18 protein-coding genes are annotated in these 24391 nt (G+C 37.8%); 7 read left to right on the forward strand and 11 right to left on the reverse strand.

What is annotated here, in order from left to right:
• Positions 1 to 139 precede the first annotated feature (139 nt).
• Both MJX77_RS14915 and MJX77_RS14920 read right to left on the reverse strand, forming a co-directional pair.
• Positions 140 to 1972, reverse strand: a complete 1833-nt coding sequence (locus MJX77_RS14915; protein WP_252059512.1) for an ABC transporter ATP-binding protein — start codon at positions 1970 to 1972, stop codon at positions 140 to 142.
• On the reverse strand, positions 1969 to 3780 hold the full coding sequence (locus MJX77_RS14920; protein WP_252061344.1) for an ABC transporter ATP-binding protein: 1812 nt from the start codon (positions 3778 to 3780) through the stop codon (positions 1969 to 1971). The genes MJX77_RS14915 and MJX77_RS14920 overlap by 4 nt, the downstream gene beginning before the upstream one ends.
• 283 nt (positions 3781 to 4063) lie before the next feature.
• Here MJX77_RS14920 and MJX77_RS14925 point away from each other — a divergent pair, with 283 nt between their 5' ends.
• The gene (locus MJX77_RS14925; protein ID WP_252061345.1) at positions 4064 to 5116 is read left to right on the forward strand and encodes an ABC transporter substrate-binding protein; all 1053 of its coding nucleotides are present in this window, start codon (positions 4064 to 4066) and stop codon (positions 5114 to 5116) included.
• A 342-nt stretch (positions 5117 to 5458) separates the two neighbouring features.
• Here MJX77_RS14925 and MJX77_RS14930 read toward each other — a convergent pair whose 3' ends face one another.
• Genes MJX77_RS14930 through MJX77_RS14965 form a run of 8 tightly spaced genes read right to left on the reverse strand, consistent with a single transcriptional unit; the run spans position 5459 to position 15170 of the window.
• Positions 5459 to 6727 (reverse strand): acyl-CoA dehydrogenase family protein, encoded by a 1269-nt coding sequence (locus tag MJX77_RS14930; RefSeq protein WP_252059513.1) that lies wholly within the window; start codon positions 6725 to 6727, stop codon positions 5459 to 5461.
• 26 nt (positions 6728 to 6753) lie between these two features.
• Positions 6754 to 8571 (reverse strand): dipeptide ABC transporter ATP-binding protein, encoded by a 1818-nt coding sequence (locus tag MJX77_RS14935; protein WP_252059514.1) that lies wholly within the window; start codon positions 8569 to 8571, stop codon positions 6754 to 6756.
• 2 nt (positions 8572 to 8573) lie between these two features.
• Positions 8574 to 9422 (reverse strand): ABC transporter permease, encoded by an 849-nt coding sequence (locus MJX77_RS14940; protein WP_000096369.1) that lies wholly within the window; start codon positions 9420 to 9422, stop codon positions 8574 to 8576.
• A complete protein-coding gene (locus MJX77_RS14945; protein WP_252059515.1) occupies positions 9419 to 10570 on the reverse strand; it encodes an ABC transporter permease in 1152 nt (383 codons plus the stop codon). Before MJX77_RS14945 ends, MJX77_RS14940 begins: the two co-directional genes overlap by 4 nt.
• Positions 10571 to 10575: 5 nt before the next feature.
• Complete coding sequence (locus MJX77_RS14950) at positions 10576 to 12150, reverse strand: ABC transporter substrate-binding protein (protein ID WP_252059516.1); 1575 nt, start codon at positions 12148 to 12150, stop codon at positions 10576 to 10578.
• Positions 12151 to 12160: 10 nt separating this feature from the next.
• Positions 12161 to 13354: an LLM class flavin-dependent oxidoreductase gene (locus MJX77_RS14955; RefSeq protein ID WP_252059517.1), complete on the reverse strand. Its 1194-nt coding sequence runs from the start codon at positions 13352 to 13354 to the stop codon at positions 12161 to 12163.
• Positions 13355 to 13387: 33 nt separating this feature from the next.
• Positions 13388 to 14098 carry a class II aldolase/adducin family protein gene (locus MJX77_RS14960; RefSeq protein ID WP_000209266.1) on the reverse strand — a complete coding sequence of 237 codons (711 nt, stop codon included), beginning with the start codon at positions 14096 to 14098 and terminating at the stop codon, positions 13388 to 13390.
• Between the two features lie 13 nt (positions 14099 to 14111).
• Entirely contained in the window at positions 14112 to 15170 is a 1059-nt protein-coding gene (locus tag MJX77_RS14965; protein WP_000060708.1) for an ABC transporter substrate-binding protein, read from the reverse strand.
• Positions 15171 to 16214: 1044 nt separating this feature from the next.
• Here MJX77_RS14965 and MJX77_RS14970 point away from each other — a divergent pair.
• From MJX77_RS14970 to MJX77_RS14995, 6 genes are all read left to right on the forward strand, one after another.
• Positions 16215 to 16505 (forward strand): hypothetical protein, encoded by a 291-nt coding sequence (locus MJX77_RS14970; RefSeq protein ID WP_252059518.1) that lies wholly within the window; start codon positions 16215 to 16217, stop codon positions 16503 to 16505.
• A gap of 495 nt (positions 16506 to 17000) precedes the next feature.
• Positions 17001 to 17534, forward strand: coding sequence for a fimbrial protein (locus MJX77_RS14975; protein ID WP_000731817.1), 534 nt, complete (start codon positions 17001 to 17003; stop codon positions 17532 to 17534).
• A gap of 86 nt (positions 17535 to 17620) precedes the next feature.
• Entirely contained in the window at positions 17621 to 18355 is a 735-nt protein-coding gene (locus tag MJX77_RS14980; RefSeq protein WP_004792379.1) for a fimbrial biogenesis chaperone, read from the forward strand.
• A gap of 58 nt (positions 18356 to 18413) precedes the next feature.
• A complete protein-coding gene (locus MJX77_RS14985; protein ID WP_252059519.1) occupies positions 18414 to 20972 on the forward strand; it encodes a fimbria/pilus outer membrane usher protein in 2559 nt (852 codons plus the stop codon).
• The gene (locus tag MJX77_RS14990; RefSeq protein WP_252059520.1) at positions 20969 to 22000 is read left to right on the forward strand and encodes a fimbrial protein; all 1032 of its coding nucleotides are present in this window, start codon (positions 20969 to 20971) and stop codon (positions 21998 to 22000) included. The genes MJX77_RS14985 and MJX77_RS14990 overlap by 4 nt, the downstream gene beginning before the upstream one ends.
• Positions 22001 to 22112: 112 nt before the next feature.
• Entirely contained in the window at positions 22113 to 23069 is a 957-nt protein-coding gene (locus MJX77_RS14995) for a DUF4882 family protein (RefSeq protein ID WP_252059521.1), read from the forward strand.
• A 55-nt stretch (positions 23070 to 23124) separates the two neighbouring features.
• On the opposite strand, the gene MJX77_RS15000 is transcribed toward MJX77_RS14995, so the two are convergent.
• The gene (locus MJX77_RS15000) at positions 23125 to 24234 is read right to left on the reverse strand and encodes an S-(hydroxymethyl)glutathione dehydrogenase/class III alcohol dehydrogenase (protein ID WP_003651772.1); all 1110 of its coding nucleotides are present in this window, start codon (positions 24232 to 24234) and stop codon (positions 23125 to 23127) included.
• Positions 24235 to 24391 lie beyond the last annotated feature (157 nt).

Genomic DNA, 24391 nt, shown 5'->3' on the forward strand with positions numbered 1-24391 from the left:
TATAGCAAAGCCGATGCCAAATATTTTATTATTTATTATCAATATATTAAGAAGATTAAATAAAAGAATCATTGTTTAAATTTAAACAATGATTCAAAAAAATGTTTATAAAACTACAGTTGTTAAATTTGCAGATCGCTTAAACAAGTTGGTTTTGTAAATATGATTGATATAACTGAAAGTAAGCTGACTGCTGCTGTATTAACTGCTCATGTGAACCCTCTTCTACGACATGGCCATTTTCAATCACGACAATTTTGTCGGCCTCACAAATGGTACTCAGCCGATGTGCAATGACAATACAGGTTCTATTTTGGCATAAGCGTCTGAGCGCATATTGTATTTTTTGCTCGGTATAAATATCGATTGCTGAGGTGGCTTCATCTAGAATTAATATTTTGGGGTTTGCCAAATAAGCACGAACTAAACAAACAAGTTGCCTTTGTCCATGACTAAGATTTTTACCAAGCGCCCCAACTTCGGTGAAATAGCCTTGCGGCAGTTGTTGCAATATCTCGTCTGCCCCTAAGTCTTCAATAACTTGGATAAGTTTCTGATCTGAAGCATCAGGTTGAACTAGACGTAAGTTATCTAGAATTGTTCCACTAAATAAAACATTATCTTGTAAAACAATACTCACATGCTGTCTTAAACTTGCAAGATGAATACTCTGTATTGGATAACGGTCTAGAAAAATTCCACCCTGCTGGGGTTCATAAAATCGCGTTAGCAACTGAGCCATGGTGCTTTTGCCATGTCCGGTTGGGCCTACAATCGCAATTATTTTTCCAGCTTCAATGTCCAAATTAAAGTTTTGTAAAACAGGTTTGTGAGTATAGGCAAAATCTACAGACTGAAATCGAATATGACCATTTAAATGTTCAAGCTTCAAAGCATTCGGTTGTTCTTGAATCGTAGATTGGGTGTCTAAAAGTAGAAATATTCGCTGCGCACATGCCGCTCCATTGGCATAACGTTCAAATAGATCGGTCAGTTCCTGTAAGGGTGCTAAGAATAAAAACACATAGAAAATACTTTCTGCAAACTGCCCTATACTAATCATGCCATCACTATAAGCATAACTACCAATCACAATGAATCCGGCAGTGGCTAGTGTTGAAAGTAATCCTGTAAAGGGAGCAAACCAACTGGTTCGCTTGCTGCCATAAATAATAGAGTTATTAAAGTCTTTTAATAAATCTTGATAACGAGATTGATTGGTTTCGGTGTAATTTAACTGCTGAATGATTTTTGCTCCATTTACTGTTTCAACCAAATGAGCAGTGAATCGACTGCGTTCCTCCGCAACTCGTCCCCAATGTTTTTGTGATGACTTTTTAAAAATAGCGGTCATTCCAAATAAAATGGGTAGCGTCGCAAATAAGCACCAAAAGAAAGGTGGATAGATATGCCAGAGAAGTACTGAAGCTAATCCACAACGCAAAATTGCCGAAAGTAGCTCTGGTGGCCCTTGTATTAAAACAGGCTCTAGTGTTTCGACATCACGATCGGCCCGAGAAATAATCCTGCCAGCCTTAGTACGATCAAAATAGCCAATATTTAAGCTTTGGATATGCTGAAATAGAGAACGTCTTAAACCATTAATTACTTTTAAAGCTGCTCGGCCTGAAAGATATTTTGATACGCCCGCTAAAGCAAAACGACAAATCCAACTCAAAGTTAAAATGCTAATCGCAATGAATAAAACAGGCTGATTCAATACCATTTTTCCAGCAATTTGTTGAAAGCCCGAATCTAAAATATATTTCACCACCCAAGGCCGAACAAAAACGCTCATCACTTGTAAAATTTCTACTGCAATTAAAGCAAGCAGCAAGTAACGGATGGGATAAACTAAAGGAATAAGTTTTTTTAGCATGCCTCTATGAATTGAGGTATTTGCCAAATTTTCTTCAATTTGTAGATCAGCTGATTTTGTAAATGGGCGGAAATTTTTAACACTGGTATTCATGCATCAATCTCCTGCTGCTCTAACTTAAAACCCATCAACTCTCGATAAAACAAACAATCTTGAACCAATTCAGCATGTGAGCCTTGGGCAATAATATGACCCTGATCAAGCACAATAACGCGATCAGATAAAGCAATCGTGGTTTGTTTATTAGAGTTAATAATGATTGTTTTCTTAAAATGGTTTCCATCATCAGAAAGTCCTGATAGACGCTGTAAAACTTGTTTTTCTGTAGTCGCATCTAAGGCACTTGTAGAATCATCTAACGCTAAAATTGGCGAATTTTTTAAAATAGAACGGGCTAAGGCAAGTCGTTGTTTTTGTCCTCCAGACAAAGTAACGCCCTTGTCCCCAATCAATGTGTCTAAGCCATGATCAAGTCTTTGTAATAGTTCAGATGCAGAAGCTAAATGTAAAGCCTCTTTTATCTCTTGCTCAGTTGCATCTTGCTTAGCAACTCTTAAGTTATCTGCCAGTGTGCCACTAAAAAAGAAATTTTCTTGAGGAATGATCTGAACTAAATGTCGTAATTCAAATAGGCTTAAATCTTTAATATTCGTCCATCCCATTTGCTCAGAGCCAATCAAAACTTGCCCTTCTGTTGGGTCAATAAACCGATTGAGTAAATTCATCAAAGTCGTTTTACCGGAGCCTGTCTTACCGACAACAGTAACGATTTCACCTGCTCGAAATTCAACACTGCATTGCTTTAAAATAAAATTTTTTGTTGTTTTATCCTGAAAGCTGACATTTTCTAATCTAATGCTTAATTCATCACGCGATTGCAACGTTAGAGGATATTGTTGATCTTCAATTGCGGACTTTTCATCTAGCATTTGCCAGATTCTTGTTGCAGACGAACGCGCATCAGCAAAAATATGTAAGACTTGACCAATGCTTTCAATACGAAACACCAATAAATTTGCCATCAGAATGGCAGCAACAAATTGCCCTACTTGCAACTGATTTTGACCAATTAAATAAGCACCAAAAGCAATGACCCATAAGTAAGAACCTGCAATAATCACTTGTGGAATAGGAAGTCGTTTCGCACTTGTCTTGATGGTCTGAATAGAATGATGAATAAATAGATCTACAGCATGGTTAAAACGTTGTAAAAGTTTCTCTTCGAGCTGAAAAGCTTTGACTACCCGAATTCCATTCACGCTTTCTGCCAATGTATCGCTGACTTTTTCATATGCAGATGCAACTTGATGGTCCAGAACCACCAATTGATTGGTCAGTTTAAATAGAACCCAAAGCCCTAAAAAAATAAATAATAAGGGAACTAGGCCGAGCCAAGGATGATACCAACACAAGAGTCCAACGGTTACGGTAACAACCAAGCTTGACTCAAATACTTGACGCCAAAAATTGATGAGCGCTTCTTTTAATTTATCTGAATCACGTGTTGTACGAGATAATACTTCTCCTAAGCCATGTTTCCAGTGCCATGAAACATCTAAATGCTGTACTTGGCTAAAGATTCTTTCTCTTAAAATACTTAGCAGTTGCTGGCCAATGGTTAAAGCACTTAATCCTGCCAGATACTGAATAATAGCTCTAATACTGGCAATACTCGTAAGTAGAATGAACCAAAACCAAGGATTTAAAGGATCAGTGATAGTATGCTGAAATAAGGTTTCTCGTTCACTATGTTTTAAGGTATCAATCGCATGTCCGATTGAATACTGTTGAAATGCTAACCCGATATTTGCAATAACAAATAAGGTCGCCGTCAATACGAAACGAAATGGCATAAAACGATATAAAGCCAAACTTCGTAATAATGGATAATTTTTAAACATAAAAGATAGTAAAAATTTAAGATTCCGTTTCATTGCGAGATTCATGCCAAATTAATGAGTTGGAAAAATATTTTAATCCATTGATTTATATTGTTTTTATACAGCGCTATTTATGGGGGTGTTGTTTTTAAAACACCAGCGTAATTCTTGTGTTGTAATCGCAACAAAATTTGATATATCAACATCACAAAAAAAGATATTAAAAATAATTAATAAATATCAATAGATTAATGAATGGCATCAATTTTGCTTTAAAGCATGAAAACCACAAAAGGATGTCATGATGACAACACTTCAAACTCAACCATTAAATACACTTTGGTATACACGCTGCCCGGTACCAACTGGTCTAGGCATTTCAATTCAAAAAGGTTGGCTCAAAGAAAAGTTTAATGAGCAGCAAATTGAAATAAAATCAATTCGAGAGTCAAACTCCAAAGATATTCGTAACTCTCATTTTAACCATACCCTTGCCAACTCAGTTCGACATGGCGGCAGTATTCCTGCAATTTGGGCATATGCATCTGGTCAAAAAACCAAAGTGATTGGCTTATCTTGGGCGGATGAAGTTCAACTATTGTTAACGCGCTACGATTCAAACATCAAAACTGTTGCAGACTTAAAAGGCAAACGTTTTGGTATTCCACTGAATCAAGATGCAATTATTGATTTCTCGCGTGCACAGGCAATTCGTGGTTTAGAAAATGCTTTAAAAACAGTGAATTTGACGGTAAGCGATCTTGAGTTGGTCGATTGTTTACGAGCAGATATTCTAGCCGCACAGCAACAACAACCTGAAGAAAATGATTCTAGTTTTTATGGTAATCGCAACAAAATTAATGCAAGTGCAGAGATCGTGGCATTAATTAAAGGTGATGTTGATGCTATTTTTCTAAAAGGTGCACACGCTGCGCAAATTGCTCATGATTTTGCCCTGCATACCATTATTGATATTGGCTCACATCCAGACCCTATTCTACGCTCTAATAATGGAACACCAAGAACGCTGACTGTCGATGAAGATTTTCTAACACAATATCCAGAGCAAGCCCAATCAATTGTCGATGCTGTTTTACAAGCAGAACAATGGGCACATGCACACGCCGATGAAACCCATCGTTATTTAGCAAAAGAATGTAATAGTAGTGAGCAATGGGTTCATGCGGCATATGGTGCAGATGCACATCTGAAACTGAACACTAACTTTGATGAAACTTCTATTGTTGCTTTACAAGACTTGAGTGACTTTCTCTATCGCTGGAACTTTATTCCTGCACAAATTAATGTTCGTGAATGGCTGGCGCAGGATATTTCTATTCAAGCTCAAGTGGCTTAACAGTACAAAAGCAAAAAAGGTTGTCTTGATGACAACCTTTTTTATTTTTAGCATCCAAATTCAAGTAACCGTAAACTATCGTAGTAGTTAGCATCGGTAATGTTAATCTCTTTAATAACAATTATTTTAACGGAGTCTTATCGAGTTTTATCCAATTTTAGGATTAGCTTTCAGCTGGAGTTACTTTGGTTTCGCCCAAAGTAACCAAAGGCATTGTCATCTGCAAAACCTGTTCTTTTCTTGGATTTATTAAAACCTCTCGTAGAAACAGTCTCTTGTTTAAACCATGCAGGTTGCAGATGACGTTTCCGAGTATCATATTTACTTTCGAACTCGGGTGGGTTATTTATTAAATTTAGTCACATTTTCTGCCTGTTTCTTCAGAAGCACTGAGTTGTATTCTCCTGGTGGAATATTATTTAAATAATAATTTCCAACATGATAGAGTCTCCAGCGAATTGGATCATGCGTGGTGTGGGTTCGTGCATTACGCCAGAAGCGATCTAGATTCCATTTCGATAAGGTTGAACTTGCGCCGAGTAATCCAAAAATTTCACTCGAAATTTTTAAAGATGCATGATCAGACTGACTACGGGTAGCAGCAACCGATAAAATCAGTTCAGTTTGTAAGTCTTCATCTTCGACATTTGCCAAATGCTGTTCAAAAATCTGTGCTGAACGATCTAACAATGCCTCAGCAGAACGAACTAAAACAGCAAACTCACCAATTTGTTTAATAATATGAGATTCATGTGTAGGTGAATCGACGCCACTTTCCACCCATGGACGAGCATGATGTTGTAAATAATCAATCCCGCCTTGTAATGCCCCTTTGGCAATTCCTGTGTCCATTGCAGCGTGTAGAATTTGAGGCCAAGTGAGTCCTGTACGTAAAACAGTGCCTAAACCACCTGTATTTCGCTTAGCAACATAACGTTCATCAACAATCACATCTTTAAAATTAACAGTGCCACTGACACTATTATTTTGTCCCATTGCATCCCAGTCATCGAGCAACTCTACTCCCTCTGTATCTCGATGAATTAAAATTGAGACTGGTCCATCATCACTACCCGCAAATAAAGAAATCCATTCTGCGAGTAAAGAGCCAGTAGAGTAAAACTTACTGCCATTTAAAATTAATTGTCCTTCTGCATTTCGTTCTACACGTGTTTTATGCTGAAACTTATCTTTGCCTCCCACTTCTGCAAGTGCATTGCCCAAACGTTTTCCACTTAATACATCGGCAAGTAATTGATCACGAATTTCATCGTCATAGCCAGTTAAAATTCCTCGGAACATAGTGAAGTGAATCTGTAATAACTGCCCTACACCACCATCGGCAGATGAAATAATTTTCACCACATTGACCAAGGTTGAAATACTGGCACCTAAGCCTCCAAACTGCTTAGGTACAATAATCGCGGTTAAACCAGCTTCTGAAATTAAACGCGCCTGATCATAAGGGACAGTCTTGTTATAACTTGGATCTCGAGCAAATTGATTCAGTTGATCTGCCACCTCTTTTGCAATCTCAAGTGCTTCTTGCTCACTTTGAATATGTCTTACACTACCTAATTCTAAAAAACTGCGTTGGTTAATATCGTTCATTTTTAACTCCGGAAAATCTGTTCTTTTTATGCACTAACTTCAAGTACGTTGTTTTTAAACAAGCTTGGCGCATGGGTAAGCAAAGTTTTGGTATATATATGTTGAGGATGACTCAGCACTTGGTCTGTTTCACCGTATTCAACAATATGTCCATTTTTTAATACGGCGACTCGATCTGCGATTGCACGAACAACCCCTAGGTTATGAGTCACAAATAGTAAGGTCACACCTTGCTGCTGAAGGTCTTGTAACAGTTTTAAAATAGATGCCTGAACTGAAACATCCAAAGCAGAGGTAATCTCATCACAAATCAAAACATCGGGTTGGCACAATAAAGCTCGCGCGATCGCCACACGTTGTCGCTCCCCACCCGATAAATCTCTAGGATAGAGTTCTTGAACTTGTATAGGCAAAGAGACTTGTTTAAGTACCTGTGTGACTTTTTCTATGGCTTCTTGTCGAGATGCTCCAAAGAAATGCTGCACGACCTTAATTAATGTCTGACCAATCGTATGCGCTGGATTCAAGGCTTTATAAGGGTTTTGAAAGATATATTGCAGTTTATGTCGCTGCTGCAAATGGCGCTGTTGCCCACGCAACGACAAGACTTCATCTGCTAAGGTAATTTGTCCATCTGCATTTTCATTCAGGCCAGCAATGACACGCGATAATGTTGTTTTTCCTGAACCCGATTCACCAACCAATGCTAAACATTCGCCTTTTTTGAGTTGAAATGAGATATCAAAAAGAGCCTGTTGCTGCCCATACCATGCATTAATATGTTCAACTTTTAGGAGTGCTTCTCGATCAGTTCCTCGTTCAATAACCTGATGATCAATCTCTTTAAAATTAATCACACCAACATGATCCGAATGGTGACAAGCAACAAAATGCGGGTCAAACTCATCTTTTAATTGAGTTAATTCAGGTTGTTTTTGACGGCATATGTCTGTGGCGAAAGTACAACGTACTGCAAAAGCACATCCCGCTGGACGTTCATTTGGTGAAGGTGCATGTCCTTCAATTGGAGATAAATATTTACGAATGGCCACATCGGGAATGGCGTTAAGTAAACCTTGCGTATAAGGGTGTTTAGGGGTTTCAAATAGTTGGGTTAATACCGCATCTTCAGCAATTCGCCCTGAATATAAAACAATCACCCGATCTGCAATGTCTTTTACAACCGTTAAGTCATGCGATACATAAATAGCAGCAACATTATATTCGCGGCATAATTTACGAATGATGTTCAATATTAAAGTCTGCGTCGTCACATCTAAGGCGGTAGTTGGCTCATCTAAAACAATCAAACGTGGCTGTAGTAAAAATGCCAAGGCCAATAAAATTCGTTGTTGCTGTCCACCTGAAAGTTGATGAGGATAACGCTTGAGAAATAGCTCATCATGAGGTAACCCCACTTCATCTAAAATTTTGGCAACTTTCTGGTATTTTTCAGCGCTTGATAACTGGGCCTGATGGACTTCTAATAATTCAAATAAATGTTGACCAATACTTAATGCTGGGTTGAGTGCCGTTCCAGGATCTTGAGCGACATGACTAATTTTATAGCCACGAACCTGACGTAAAGCATGATCATCTAAACTGAGAATATCTTCATCATCCAGTTCAATTGTGCCTTGAATAATCTTGGCACCATGTCGTGCATAGCCCAATAAGGCACTCGATAATGTCGTTTTACCAGAACCACTCTCTCCGACCAGCCCTAGAACTTCACCTTCTCGCAAGCTAAATGAAATATTAGAAACGATATGATTGCCAGTGTTTACCAATGCCACGGTTAAGTCTGTTACGGTCAATACTGTATTTTTAAATGTATTTGCCATGTTTATTTTTCCTCAATCCGAGCTGCTGCACGTCCAACGCCCTCAGCCAATACATTCGTTCCGAGTGCAAACAAAGCAATTAAAATGACAGGAGCAAACACGGCCCATGGTTGAACTAATAAACCAGCGCGATTTTCATTAATCATGAGTCCCCAATCTGCTGCTGGAGGTGCCACGCCATAACCCAGAAAAGCCAAACCAGACAACATACCCACTGCCCATGTCAGCATCACACCAAGATGAATGAGTAAAGGCGTCAACATATTGGGTAAAATTTCACGAAATAAAATATAGGTTTTTGAATAACCAAGAATTCGGGCAGCTTCGATATATTCCTGTTCCACTAAATTAAGTGCAACGCTTCGTGCAAGACGTACGACTCCAGGAATAAAAGCAATTGAAACCGTTAAAACGATGAGCCAAGGCTGTCGACCTAACATCGAAACAATAAGTAAGACCAAAATAAGATCAGGAAAGGCCATGAAAACATCAGTCAGCCAAGTCACGAACTGGTCAATCTTATTTCGGGCAAAAGCAGCTAATATGCCTAAACTAGAACCAATAACTAATGCGACCAAACTGGCAGCCAGTGTCATCCAGATAATTGAAGCACCGCCAGCAAGTACACGTGACCAAACATCATGACCAATATAGTCATAACCTAAAAATGATTTTCCTTCAGGTGGTCCATAAGTCATGCCGACCAATGCAGTGGGCTCAAATGCAACAAATAACGGTCCAACCAGTGCAAAAATCAAAACTAGAGCTGTGACTACAAATCCAAAACGTACTTGTCTTTCACGAATTAATGTTTGAAAAAAGTTTCTTTGGTACCAATGAAGTGAGCTCATTTCCCACCTCCTTGCTGAATATTCTTTAAAGCATTGCGACGGTCAACGGGTTTTACCGTAATTGGTCGGCCAGACTTCCATAAACGTAATGCCTGACGTCGCCCTGGCGAACGTGCTTTGTGTCTTTTTGCAGTCCGTATTTTTGGTGTGAGTAAAGTCGTGATTAAATCTGCAACTAAATTAACAACCACCACACAAATGGTGAGCAATAGAACGATTGCTTGAATAGTCGGGATATCCCTCATTTCGATTGCTGCATTGAGTGCATTACCAATACCCGGATAACTGAAAACCACCTCAATAATGAGAGCACCACTGAGCAGAACTCGTATGGTCAATGCTGTACCCTGCACCACTGGAACCAATGCATTTGGTAAAACATGTTTCCAAATAATCCGGCGCTCAGGGATACCTCGCAGTCGCGCAGAGGTCACATATTCCGACTCTAGCGCATCAATCATTGAACCACGCACTAAACGCATCAGATATGGAATGAGTGATAAAGCTAAAGTTAAAATTGGTAAAATTAAAAACTCTAGTTGGCTATAAGGCGACTCATTAGGAATCAGCAACGATGCGGCTGGCAATATGTGTAAAACCGATGTTGAAAAAAACATCATTAACCAAATCGCAATAACAAACCCCGGCACCGCTTTAAACACAATAGAGCTAGAGACAATAATACGATCGAGTTTGCTATCGCGATGAAGCGAGAGCCACACACCTAACACGACTGAAATCGGTACAGTAACAACAATCACGAGGCTCGTGAGTGCAACTGTATTACCAAAATAATTCTGAATAATTTGTAAAACAGGCACATTGGAATCAATCGAGCGTCCAAAATTACCTTGTAACAATTGACTCAACCAATGCCAGTATTGAAGCAATATCGGATCATTTAATCCTAATTGTTCACGAAGTATTTGTACCGTTGCTTCAGGTGCTTCTGGTCCTAAAATGACACGAGCTGGGTCAGATGGAAGTGCTTGTGTCGCAATAAAAACAATGAGACTAATAACAAATACAACCAATACCCCTGACACCAAACGTGTCAAAAACCAAGGTAACCATGCAGGAAATTCAAATGACTTGGCAATTGTTGTTTGTTGAATAGATGCTTCTATTTTGCTGGATTGAATTGTCATATCGGTTACCCTCTACGCCAGAATTCATCTGTACGCCACGCAGCGAAACCAGTGCGATCAGGTGTTACACCACCAATTTGGTTCGAATGTGCATCAAGGACATTATTAAAGCCCCAAATGAGTAAACCACCTTGCTCATGCTGAATATGCTGTGCTTCATGAACAAGAACTTTTCGTTTTTCCAAATCGGGTTGTTGCAATGCCGCATGCACTAGTTCCGTAAAACGCTCATTCTTAAAACGAGTTTTATTATTTGCCGCACCCGGCCCATCAATTTGCAAAACTGTTAATAAGAAAGGACGTGAAACGTTCGAGCCTGTACTAAAGGCCCAATCTTGTTTTACTGCATCCGCAAAAGTAGCAGCTTCAACCTGTTTTACATTAACAATGACACCAGCCTGAGCAGCATGTTGAGCAAAAACTAATGCGGCATTGCTATCTGGGCCTGTATATAAATCGACCGTTAAACTGTTATTAAAACCAGCTTCTTTGAGTAGCACTTTTGCTTTATTTAAATCTTGCTTGCGCTGAGCAATACTGTGGTCATATACAGGATCGCTAAACGAATAAAGGTCATTTGCAACTCGTCCTTGCCCAGCTAAAGCACGTTTGACCAAATCGTCTCTATTAGCAATCAATCTAAAAGCTTGTCGTACCCGAGGATCATTGAACGGTGCTTTAGACGTATTCATATCAAATGATTGCCAAGCATCGGTTTCCGATGAAACTAGATTTAGTCGTTTATTAGATTGAATTAGAGCAATATGCTCAGCACTTACTCCAGATGCAATATCAATTTGGCCAGATTGCAAAGCAGCAAGACGCCCTGTCTGATCCTTAAAATCAATAATTTCTATTGCATCAGCATAAGGTTGATTTTCTTTCCAATAATTTTCAAAACGTACAAAACGTGAACGCTGGCCGGGTGTAAAACTTTCAAGCTTAAAGGGGCCAGCCCCGACTACATTTTTAACTGGGTCGTAATCTGTAGGAACAATACCACCCCAGCTCATCCATGCTTCTGGTAAAGCAACCAATCCTTTTCCTTGAGAAAAAGGAATTTCAACGGTGTATTCATCGCGCTTTTTAATTGCATCTCTTTGCAAAGAATAAAGATAAGCTGCAAATGGTGAGGCAAGTTTGGGGTCGGTTAATCGCCGTAAAGAGAAAATGACATCATCGGCTGTAATGGTTTTACCGTGGTGAAATTCGAGCCCTTTTTTTAAGCGAATGGTCCATTTGGTTCCGTCATTATTGGGTTCAGCAAATTCAGCAAGGGCGAGTTTTGGCTGAATATCTCTGCCCCATTCCCATAACTTTGCATATAAAGGCCAGCCTCTAAACGCACTGGACATACCAATAGGTTTATGTGCATCTAAGTTGCCTGCTTGGTTACCATTAATCACTCCAATTTTGATAACACCACCTTTTTTCGGCGTATCATTTTGGGGTGAAGCGGCAGTGGCGCTTTCAGAAGATGAAGAATCGGGCTTAGAACATCCTATAAGGCTAATTGCAGCAAAAGCGCCAACACCTAATCCCGTCTGTTTAATGAGTTCTCTACGTGTAATTTTATTCATACCTTCTCCCTTAAACCACGACTTCTTGATTCAAGAGGGAATCAATGGATGAATTTCTATTTAGCTGAGGTAACTCAAAACCATGATCAAGCTCTAATAATGGAAACAATAAGTCTGCTACCCGATAAGCTTCTCCAATCAAAGGGAAACCAGACAAGATAAAGGCTGATACACCATAGCTTTCGTATTCTTTAATCCGTTTGGCAATATTTTCAGCACTACCCACTAAGGCAGTTCCTGCGGCTGGGTTTAAAATATCGAAACCAAATAAAGATGGGCCAGTCCAAACATTAGGATAAATTTCAAAATCTTTAGCTTGTGGCAAAACCCCTTCTCGTAATTGTTCTAAGTTTTTCTGAATAGATGGGTTGTTACTTTGATAACTCTCAAAACTTTCATTTGGAGGAAGCTGTCGTTTAACAGCTTCGATTGCATAATTTACATCAATCTTGTCAAGTAACGACTGAGCATATTGCCAAGCTTCTTCTTCTGTTTCCCGAACAATAATTTGTAATCGAGTCCCAAATTCTAAAGTTCGGCCAATTTTTGCTGCCTCAGCCGCAACCTTGCTAAACTTTTCTCCAAGTAACGGCGGTGTATTCGCAAAACTTAAATATACATCTAGCAATTCAACAGAATGCTGAACGCCTTTGGCAGAAGTTCCTGCTCCCCATAAAGGAACACCTTGTTTTTGAGTTGGGCCACGCCATTTGGACATTGGAGATCCGCCCTCTAAGCGTGGAGCAATTTGAATAAACTCGCCCTCAAATCCAGAGGTATCACCTAAGTAGTTTTGCTGAAATGCATTCCAGTATTCTTTACTAAAGTCATAACGCTCATCATGAGTATAGTGAATACCTAAAGCTGCCAAACCCTTATCATTTCCATTGACGACATTAAATAACAAACGCCCTTTAGAAAATGCATCAAAAGTTTGCGCATATTTTGCCAAAACTGCTGGCTGAACTTCTCCGGGATGTTGAGCAACCAGAAACTTTAAATGTTCAGTAAATGGAATTAAACTTGCAGCAACAGCAAGTGTTTCATACTCACTTGTACCCATGAGTGAACCGTAAAAACCAAGTCGATCTGCGGTAATCGCAATCTGTTGCAAGTGTTCATAATCGGTATCCCACCGCCCAGATTCCAACCAAGGATATGGTCCATCTGGAGAAGTGAGATACCATAAAAGTTTTACAGCCATAGTATTCTCGATCTTTATTTTTTAAATCTTTATCTAATTCAGAGGAAGTAAGCCCAGCGATTTTGCTTTTTCAGTCAATCCGCTCATTTTCCATTGCTGATGTAAAACCCCTTGCCCGTATTCTCGGCTGCCACCGACTAATTCAGCGAGCAGCTGAATTTGAGCACCTTCTTCAAGCAATAAAATAAATTCAGCAGTTTCCTGTAGTCCTTGGCGTCCCCATACAGTCGCTCCGCCATTGGCTTCTAAGATGGCTCGATGTTCAATATCAACTTTGAGTTGATCTAAAATAAAATCTACTTCAGCTTGACGGCGATCAATATAAATCGGCAACTCTTTAAACAAATGGAAGCGCTGAACAGGCACATAACGGATCGGTAAAGTACGATGGGTCTGAGCCCAAGCACCTAAATTCGGCGCGTGTACATGAGATATTGTGGTGACATCTGCATGTTCTTTAAAAAGCTTGTTATAGCGTCCACCTGCACTTTTTCTTCCCAGTAAAACTTCACCATCAATTGTCTCCACCAATACTTTGCTTTTTTTATCTTTAGACCACGGCCCTGCGTAGTTAAAAGTGACTAAGGTATTTTCAGGTCCACGTTCAACAAAATTAACTGTTCCGTTTGCAGTAATTGTTCTTGTTTCACGGAATACTTCAAAAGCAAATTCAGCTTTTTCACGGTTCAATTCGATAAAGTCATTGAGTTCGCGAGACAATGGCGTTTGAATAAGTGTTGTCATGATCAAATCCTCTTTAAAATTTTTTATTTTGACGACGTTTTAAAACTTCGAGTAAAGGACGATGATCAACCCATGTTTCAATATCGACATCGCGCTCTAAGAAGCCATGCAACCAAAGAAAATCTTTTTGTTGTTTTAAAAGCTCTAAACGGTCTTCACTTAATGACGGATGTAAAGACTTATGAAAATTATTTCGATAGGCTGTCGCAACACTCTCTGCCCCAGCAATCGTTTCATCTTCTAAAATGACCAAGACCTCATCTAAATGATCTTGTGCCCAATCAGCTGTATCAAACAATTCTTCAAGAAAATCGACTACCACATCAAAATGATCTTCTAACAGGTCTTCATGGACCGTAATGGGACGAGGTGTGCCGTTATTAACACGAGAAGTCACATCTTCAAATTTATCTAAATCAATTCCAACTTTAAGGCCACGTTTAGTTGCAGCTTCAACAGCAGATGCTCCTTTTACATACACAGCATCAACTTCACCTGTAATTAATGCATCTAGGCCTGACCAATATGTACTCGCATCACGATTTTCTTTAGATCCAGCACGCTCAGGTACTTCAATGAAATTCACATCACGGAAAGTGAGATTGGCAAGTTGTAAAGCACCACGAATACCTTGCAATGACATGGCTCTAAAAATACTGCCAGCACGTTTGTCAGCATATTCTGGTAAAGCAACTTTCGCATTTTTTAAATGCTCTGGCTGGCTAATATCTGAATCAGGTCGCACAATAATGACTTGCCACTCATCAATCCAAGTCAATCCAATGAGTCGGCTTGGCGCGCCTTCAGAGCGTGCAGCTAATGCAGGTACATTTCCACCTTCTCGGAACAAAGCTGGCAATTGGTGATCAAAATGATGAACCGATAAACCTTTACGTGCATCTTGCAAGACGGCAACATCAATGCCGTGCTTTTCAAACTTTTTAACTAAAGTACCGCGTTTTAATGAAATACCTGTTGCTGTAGGTACTGGACATCGAGTGACCCAAATTTCAGACAGGATGTTTTTTACAAATTCTTTAGAATTTTCTTTTTTATCTACTACAAGTGACATACGGATTCCTTAGGATAATTCCACTTTCATCACTTGCATTGAGCAGCTTTTATGCCAATTTAATTTATTATTTATTTTCAATTGTTTACGCAAAAATAGCAGAATTGGAAATGTTTATATTTCATCATTTTTCAATGCTAGTGTTGTTTTATCAACAGTTACTTCAGGCAAACATAACTTCTAAAATGCAAAAATATACAATCAGCTATTTTAGTACCTGCTGGAATCCAGCTTGAAGCTTTAGTACATGGCCGAAATAAGCTTGATAACGATGTCGCTAAAATGAATATTTCTTTATTCAGATAGTTATAGAACTTAACTAAATGTTGTCTGCCTGCAAATAAGTCTACGACCAAACTTCTATAACTCTAAAGCTAGATAAATATGCATTATGCTTCTATCTCAAATAGTGCACTTCTTTTAAATAATTTTTAAAGATGTCGCGTTTAAACATTGCTACTCTTTTCTCTAGTTCATATTTCTAATAGATATTGTTCAGTCTTAAAAAATCGTACATATTTAAATTGTAGTTATAAAAATATATTTCACGCCTCAATATATTGAAAAAGTGTGATGGGTTTCAATATATTTGCGTTGCGTAATAATTTTTAATAAATAAAGCGTAATTAATTTTTAATTTATTTCTAATAAAGTTAAATTAGTCGCATTTTAAATAAAATTGGTATCTTATTCCTCTGTAGTAATTTTGCAATATAAATATTAGAGGTAAAATAATAAATTACATATTTATTAAATATTTAATCATATATCATATGATTTTTTTATATTACTCTGTTTATTTATTGATCTTTAATTTTTAAAATTATATAAATATCAATAATTTAAATTAATTGTTTTATCTTTAGATAATTACATGGATTAATATAATTTAAGAATTTTAACTATTACATTATTTAAAATGGTTAATGTGATTTATATCACATGAAAATTAATAATTTTTTTTGATTTAAAATTAATGATTGTTTTTAAATTAAAAATATTGTATCAAATATATATAAACTATTTTATAAATAGGCATATAAAATGAAAAATAATATTTTTAAACTTCTTATTCTGATGGTGCTTTCCAATTCCCCATTATTTTGTTATGCAAATAATACAATAATGATAAGAGGAAATATTGTTGAAGATACATGCTCAACACAACATAGCGAGATAGAATGTGTTGAGGTAAACAATTTAAATATTAAGCTTGATAGTGAATATTTAAATAAAAATAGTCTTTCTAATTTAGCTCAACATACTGAGAAAATGGACACTAGCATTGAAAGTATAGGTTCTAATCGCAAAGTGGTGGTTATCAACTATCACTAACTTAATAAAGCGTAGCTTTTGAGGCTACTCCTACAATAAGTATGATTTAAGAGTGATTTGTCGAATTCATCGCACATTTTGATGAATTAAATGATGAGTCGCTCTTTTTTCATAAAAAATGACTATTTGTATGTTTTTCCTATATACATATACATAAATTATTCTATATAATTGTATTGTAAGAATTTAAGCTTATTTTTCACATAATTTGTTCAATTCTTTCTTATTTACATAGTGTTCTTATGTAACTTGCTTATCTCTGTATCTCTTCTTTTTTAGAAAAAACAAAAATTATTTATAAACAGCTATATAGCCTGTAAAAGGCAGTCATTAAGCATTTATTTTTAGTGTGATTTAATTTTTATTATGAAAAAATAATGTGATCTAGTTTGCATTTTGTTTAAGAAGTGTTAATATCGCCGCATTACTTTTCAAGATGTCAAACACTGGAAAAGTAAGGAAATAAACTTTTATCCAGACTTTTGAGAAAACACTATGAAAAAACTTGCTTTGATCGCTGCTCTTTCGGTTGTAGGGATTGCGAATGCTCAAGCTGCTGATGGTACAATTACAATTAATGGTTTAGTTACAGACAAAACTTGTGACATCGTTACTCCAGCTGGTAAAGACTTCACAGTTACTCTTCCAACTGTTTCTAAGCAAACTTTAGCTGTTGCTGGGGATGTTGCTGGTCGTACTCCTTTCCAAATTAAATTAGCTAACTGTTCTGAAGGTAAAGTAGCTACTTACTTCGAACCAGGTGCTAACGTTGACTTTAATACTGGTCGTTTACTTAACAAAGACGCTACTGGTGCTAAAAACGTTAACGTTCAACTTTTAGGTAGCAACAACAACTTCATCCCAGTTCTTGCTGCTGGTGCAAACGGTGCTCAAGCTAACTCTCAATGGGTTGACGTAGCTGCAGCTGGTAGCGCAGACCTTAACTACTATGCTGAATACTATGCAACTGGCGCTTCTACTGCTGGTAAAGTAAACACTTCTGTTCAATACACAATTATCTATCAATAATTGATGGATGAGAGGGTTTCTATGTTTACATGGAAACCCTCTTTTTGTGACGCTTTCCCGAATCTTTGTTGGTTGAGAATTCTGAAATGAAATTGAACAGTTATAATTTTTTGTTAGGTTTGGCATTTGCTTCAGCAGTTGTTGCACCTGCTACTCAAGCAGAAATTGTAATTCATGGTACTCGTGTGATTTATCCTTCGGATGCTCGCGAAGTTACACTACAAGTTAGTAATAACGGTTCAAAACCAGCACTTGTTCAAGCATGGCTTGATGAAGGCGACTCAAAAAGCACTCCGGACCAATCAAAAGTACCTTTTATGATTGCTCCACCTATTTCTCGTGTTGAGGCTACAAAAAGTCAGACCCTTCGTATTACTGCTCTGCCAACAGCTTCTCAGCTAAATCAGAAGCAAGAAACAGTTTTGTGGTTAAACGTTTTGGACATTCCTCCAAGACCAACTTCAAAAACTGAAAATACGACGCCTGATAATTTCCTGCAATTAGCAATTCGCTCACGTATTAAATTCTTTTATCGACCAGCTTCGATTAAAGACGATGCGAATTTAGCAGCTGATAAGCTTCAATGGGTTAAATCTGGTCAAAATTTAACGGTAAAAAATCCAACTCCTTTTCATATCACGATGACTTCTGTTTACCAAAAGGCAGGTGATAAAAAAGTTGATTTATTACCTCAAGGTTTAATGATTAAACCTTTTTCTGAAGAGTCTGTTCAGCTTAAGAATGGCAATCTTCAAGATATGAGTTTTATGAATGTCAATGACTATGGTGGTCGAGTCGAACACCAAATAAAACTTCAGTAATCAGATTTATCTTTTTAATAAATTTAAGCACCTATTATGTGAGTAGGCGGACTTAGTTATGCCAAAAAAAAGGCAAGAATCTTATAAATTATTAAAACGCCATATTTGTTACTACTTGGCTTCTGGTGTTGTCACAATGACAATGCCTGTATTCGTGCACGCTGAAGAAACAGTCGCGAGTGCTCCTGTAGAAGCTGAATTTGATTCTGCTTTTTTAATTGGCGATGCTCAAAAAGTTGATATTTCTCGTTTTAAATACGGTAACCCTGTTTTACCAGGCGAATATAATGTTGACGTTTATGTAAATGGCCAATGGTTTGGCAAACGTCGTATGTTCTTTAAAGCATTAGAATCAAATAAAAATGCTGTAACCTGCTTTACAGGAAATACTCTTGCTGAATATGGTGTAAAACAAGAGATTTTAGCGCAACACGCTTCTCTTCAAAAAGAAAATAGTAGTTGTTACAAAATTGAAGAGTGGGTTGAAAATGCATTTTATGAGTTTGATAACTCTCGCTTACGTGTAGATATTTCTATTCCGCAAGTTGCTTTGCAAAAAAATGCGCAAGGCTATGTCGACCCAAGTCTATGGGATCGAGGGATTAATGCTGCCTTTTTATCTTATAACGGCAGTGCTTACAAAACATTTACTCAGTCTAATGACCAAAGCGAAACAACAAACGCGTTTATGGGCGTAACTGCTGGACTAAATTTAGGCGGTTGGCAATTACGCCATAATGGACAGTGGCAATGGCAAGATACACCTGCTGAAAATCAATCTAAATCAAGCTACGAAGAAACAAGTACTTACTTACAGCGAGCATTCCCTAAATACCGTGGTGTTTTAACGCTAGGCGATAGCTTTACAAACGGCGAAATATTTGACTCATATGGTTATCGTGGTATCGATTTCTCAAGTGATGATCGAATGTTACCAAATAGTATGCTTGGTTATGCTCCGCGTATCCGTGGTAATGCCAAAACCAATGCAAAAATTGAAGTTCGTCAACAAGGTCAACTTATTTATCAAACAACGGTAGCACCAGGTAACTTTGAAATTAATGACCTTTACCCTACTGGCTTTGGTGGCGAGATTGAAGTTTCTGTTATCGAAGCAAATGGTGAAATACAAAAGTTTGCTGTGCCTTACGCATCTGTTGTGCAGATGCTACGTCCTGGTATGAATCGTTATTCTTTAACTGTAGGTCAGTTCCGTGATTCAGACATTGATATTGACCCTTGGGTGGTTCAAGGTAAATACCAGCAAGGTATTAACAACTACCTAACAGGTTATACGGGCATACAAGCAACTGAAAATTATGCCGCTGTATTATTGGGTGCTGCTTTTGCTACGCCAATTGGTGCGATTGCACTTGATGTTACACATTCTGAAGCTGAGTTTGAAAAACAGTCTTCACAATCGGGGCAAAGTTTCCGTTTAAGTTATAGCAAACTAATTACTCCGACCAACACAAACTTAACACTAGCAGCTTATCGTTACTCAACAGAAAACTTCTACAAATTACGTGATGCTCTACTTATTCGTGATTTTGAAGAAAAAGGTATTAATACCTACTCTGCTGGTCGCCAACGTAGCGAATTCCAAATTACCTTGAACCAAGGTTTACCTGAAGGTTGGGGTAACTTCTATGTAGTAGGTTCTTGGGTTGACTATTGGAACCGTAGTGAAAGTACTAAACAATATCAGCTTGGTTATAGTAATAATTTTCATGGCTTGACTTATGGTTTATCTGCAATTAACCGTAAAGTTGAATATGGCTCAACGAATCAAACACACGATACTGAATATTTAATGACATTATCGTTCCCGATTGATTTCAAAAAGAATTCAGTTAACGTCAACGTTACTGCTTCTGAAGACAGCCGTACTGTTGGTGCAAGTGGAATGGTTGGAGATCGCTTTAGTTATGGCGCTTCAATGTCGCATCAGGATTATGCGAATCCATCATTTAACGTAAATGGTCGTTATCGTACTAACTATACAACTGTTGGTGGTTCTTATAGTGTGGCTGATTCTTACCAACAAGCAATGGTTAGCTTAACTGGTAGTGTAGTTGCACATTCAGAAGGTATTTTATTTGGACCTGAACAAGGTCAAACAATGGTACTTGTGCATGCACCAGAAGCCGCTGGAGCAAAAGTTAATAATGCTGTTGGTTTAAGCGTAAATAAAGCGGGTTATGCGGTAGTTCCTTATGTTACTCCGTACCGTCTTAATGACATTACTCTTGACCCACAAGAAATGTCGAGTGAAGTAGAACTTGAAGAAACAAGTCAACGTATTGCGCCTTTTGCTGGTGCAATTGCTAAAGTAGATTTTGCGACTAAAACTGGTTATGCAGTTTACATTAATAGTAAAACTGTAGATGGCAACAGCTTACCGTTTGCAGCTCAAGTCTTTAATCAGAAAGATGAAGCTGTCGGTATTGTTGCACAAGGTAGTATGATTTACTTACGTACTCCACTTGCTCAAGATCGTCTCTATGTTAAATGGGGCGATGAAAGCAATGAACGTTGTTCAGTTGAGTACAACATTAGTAATCAGTTGCAAAATAAGCAACAAAGCATGGTAATGACTGAGGCTGTCTGCAAATGAAAAAAATATTATTAACAGGTGCTCTATTTACTGCTGGTCTTGGTGTGTATGGTGAAGCTAATGCTTACTGTACTTTAGGCAATGATAATTATGGAGCCTCATTTAGCACGGTTGACATTTCCATGGCTGTAGGTCGCGTTGTGGTTCGACCAAGTGACCCAGTTGGAAAAATTTTAAGAAAAGCAACTTTTCCAATTAACGACAATGGTTCAACAGCAAAATGTACGTCTTATAGCGATACTATTACTGCTGCACTTACCCAAGGCTATGCATTAAGCCCACTAGGGAATAATATCTATTCGACGAATATTCCTGGAATTGGTATTCGTTTGTACCGTGAAGCGGAAAATGCAACTAACTTTTCTGGCTATTATCCGTATACCCGTAGTTTAACACCAAGTGTGAAATATTTTCTTGCAGATGGGTATTTTGTTGTCGAAATTGTGAAAACTGCTGCACAGACTGGTTCGGGTACATTAGTGCCAGGTTTATATAGTCGATACTATGTAAGTGGTTATATGAACCGCCCTTTTTTAACTAGTACAGTTTATGGTAATGCAATTACCATCGCCTCTTCTTCATGTGAAATTCAAGGTAATATTAATAAAGTTGTGCAGCTTCCAACTGTTACAAAGGCTGGTTTCAAAGGTGTTGGTTCTACCCAAGGTGAACAAACCTTTGATATGAACATCTTATGTAATGGTGGTATTAACCCAACGGGTTATGAAGAGAAAAATGTTATTAGTTTAAGTTATGACTTTACACAGGACGGCACAAATAGTCAGGTACTGGCAAATACAGCTGCAGCTTCTGAAAAAGCGAATGGTGTAGGCGTACAATTATTGTGGAATTATCAAAATAAGAATCAGGTCATCAAAAAAGGTGACAAATTAGCATTAGGTACATTGTCTTCTAACCAGACAATTCAATATAACGTACCAATGACTGCCCGCTACTATCAAACAGCAGCAAATGTGACAGCTGGTAAAGTACGTGCAATGGCTACTGTAACTATTGAATATGATTAATCATATTCAATAGTTTATAAACTTAATAATTTCAAATATTTAAATATTAATAATAAATTTTACTTTATCACTACTTTCTAAAAACTTAATACTTAACTTAATAGGAATATTTATGAAAAAAATAGGCATAGTTGCCGTTAGCGCAATTACATTATGTTGGGCTATGTATGAGATATCTTCTGATAATACGACTACCGTATCGCAGAATGAATTTAGTCAAAAAGTAGCACCTAAAAGCATTTCATCAACTACAAAGAATGAAAAATTAGCGTCTCAAACCCTCTTGGCTCAAACTACCTCCATTAATTCTTCTGCCCCAGTCTGTAAATATAATTTTGATGCGACTCAAGAAGATTTTGATGTATTTAATACCCAATACTCTGATCGACCACCTACGATGAGATTTCCTCTAATTAATGGGCAAAAATTTGGCTTTAAAGTAGAGCCTATCACTGAAGATAAGTATGGTTATTTAGTTTATACAGCAAAAAGTAAAACAAAAATGAATTCAACTACTTATGAGGGTGATTTTTTATTGCCTAATAAAAAAGGTGTTGTTGCTTTTGAGATGCAACTTAAAGTACCTATAGCTTCTTCTAGTGAGTCTTTTTATGTATCTAACATCGATTTTACTGGTGTGACAGATAATAACTATACTATAAGATCATTTTATGAGTTTATTATTGGTGCTCACGATTTTGAATTTGGTGAGAACCCTCCTAGTTTGTATTATAGCTTAGTATCCGAAGTGGGAGATTATGAACTTATCGATAGATACTTTAAAAACAAAAAAATGACAAGTAATACAAATGAATACCAACGCTTAGGTATCTATATTAATCAGGATACTAAGCAAGTCGGATTTATTTTCAATGGGGTTGATGAAGGATATCAATTTAAATTACCTGGTTCACTACAGAAAGTGGCTTTTGCAATTGATGCACATGCAGACATAGTTTCTACGAATTTCTTTGGACAAGAATTCTCTAGTGAACTCATTACTGACCGTAATGCGCTACAGTTTAGCTACCCTCAGGGTACAACTGATATGTGCGGTAATGCCATTTAAGATATAAAATCATAAGTTGTAAAAAAGGGCTGAATCACAGCCCTTTTTCTTTTATTTAGAAATGAATGACTGTACGAATTGATTTACCTTCGTGCATTAAATCAAAAGCAGTATTAATGTCTTGTAAAGGCATGGTATGCGTTACAAAAGGCTCAAGTTGAATTTCACCTTTCATAGCATCTTCGACCATTTTAGGGAGTTGTGAACGGCCTTTTACACCACCAAAAGCAGTACCTAACCATTTACGGCCTGTAACCAACTGGAATGGACGAGTCGAAATTTCCTGACCTGCACCAGCAACACCAATAATGACTGATTGTCCCCAACCACGATGTGCACACTCTAGAGCCGAGCGCATAACATTGACGTTACCAATACATTCAAATGAGTGGTCAACACCCCAGCCTGTCATTTCTACAATGACTTGTTGAATTGGTTTATCGTAATCTTTAGGGTTTAAGAAATCTGTAGCACCAAACTGCTTAGCAAGTTCAAATTTATCTGGGTTTGTGTCTACCACAATAATTTGCCCCGCTTTCGCTTGACGTGCACCTTGTACAACAGCCAAACCAATACCGCCTAAGCCAAATACAGCAACAGAATCACCTTCTTGTACTTTAGCTGTGTTATGCACAGCCCCAATACCAGTCGTCACGCCACATCCAAGTAAACATACTTGTTCGTGATTCGCTTCAGGATTAATTTTTGCTAAAGATACTTCTGCAACTACCGTATATTCACTAAAGGTTGAACAGCCCATGTAATGGTAAATCGGTTCACCATTATAAGAAAAACGTGTGGTTCCATCTGGCATGACACCTTTACCTTGAGTAGCACGTACTGCAACACATAAGTTGGTTTTTCCAGATTTACAGAATAAGCATTCTTTACATTCAGCTGTATACAGTGGAATCACGTGATCACCAGGTTGAACGCTTGTTACGCCCTCACCCACTTCAACTACTACACCTGCACCTTCGTGACCTAAAATGGCAGGAAACACACCTTCTGGGTCATCACCAGATAATGTAAAAGCATCGGTATGACATACCCCTGTATGGGTAATTTTTATTAAAACTTCACCCGCTTGAGGTGGTGCAACATCAACTTCAACAATCTCTAAAGGTTTTCCTGGGGCAAAGGCGACAGCTGCACGAGATTTCATCTTTGGGTTTCCTTTAAATCATTCGGTATTTATAGTCGAGCAAAATAGATTATGTAACAGTAATACAAGAGCTTAATTTTGCTTAAATTAAAATTGGCTTTCATGACAATCCATCACAGCATAGCCAGTCATGTACCTCTAAGCAAGCTTCAGTTTC

The sequence above is a fragment of the Acinetobacter sp. AHP123 genome, assembly GCF_023757925.1.
GTDB classification, from domain to species: Bacteria; Pseudomonadota; Gammaproteobacteria; order Pseudomonadales; family Moraxellaceae; genus Acinetobacter; species Acinetobacter oleivorans.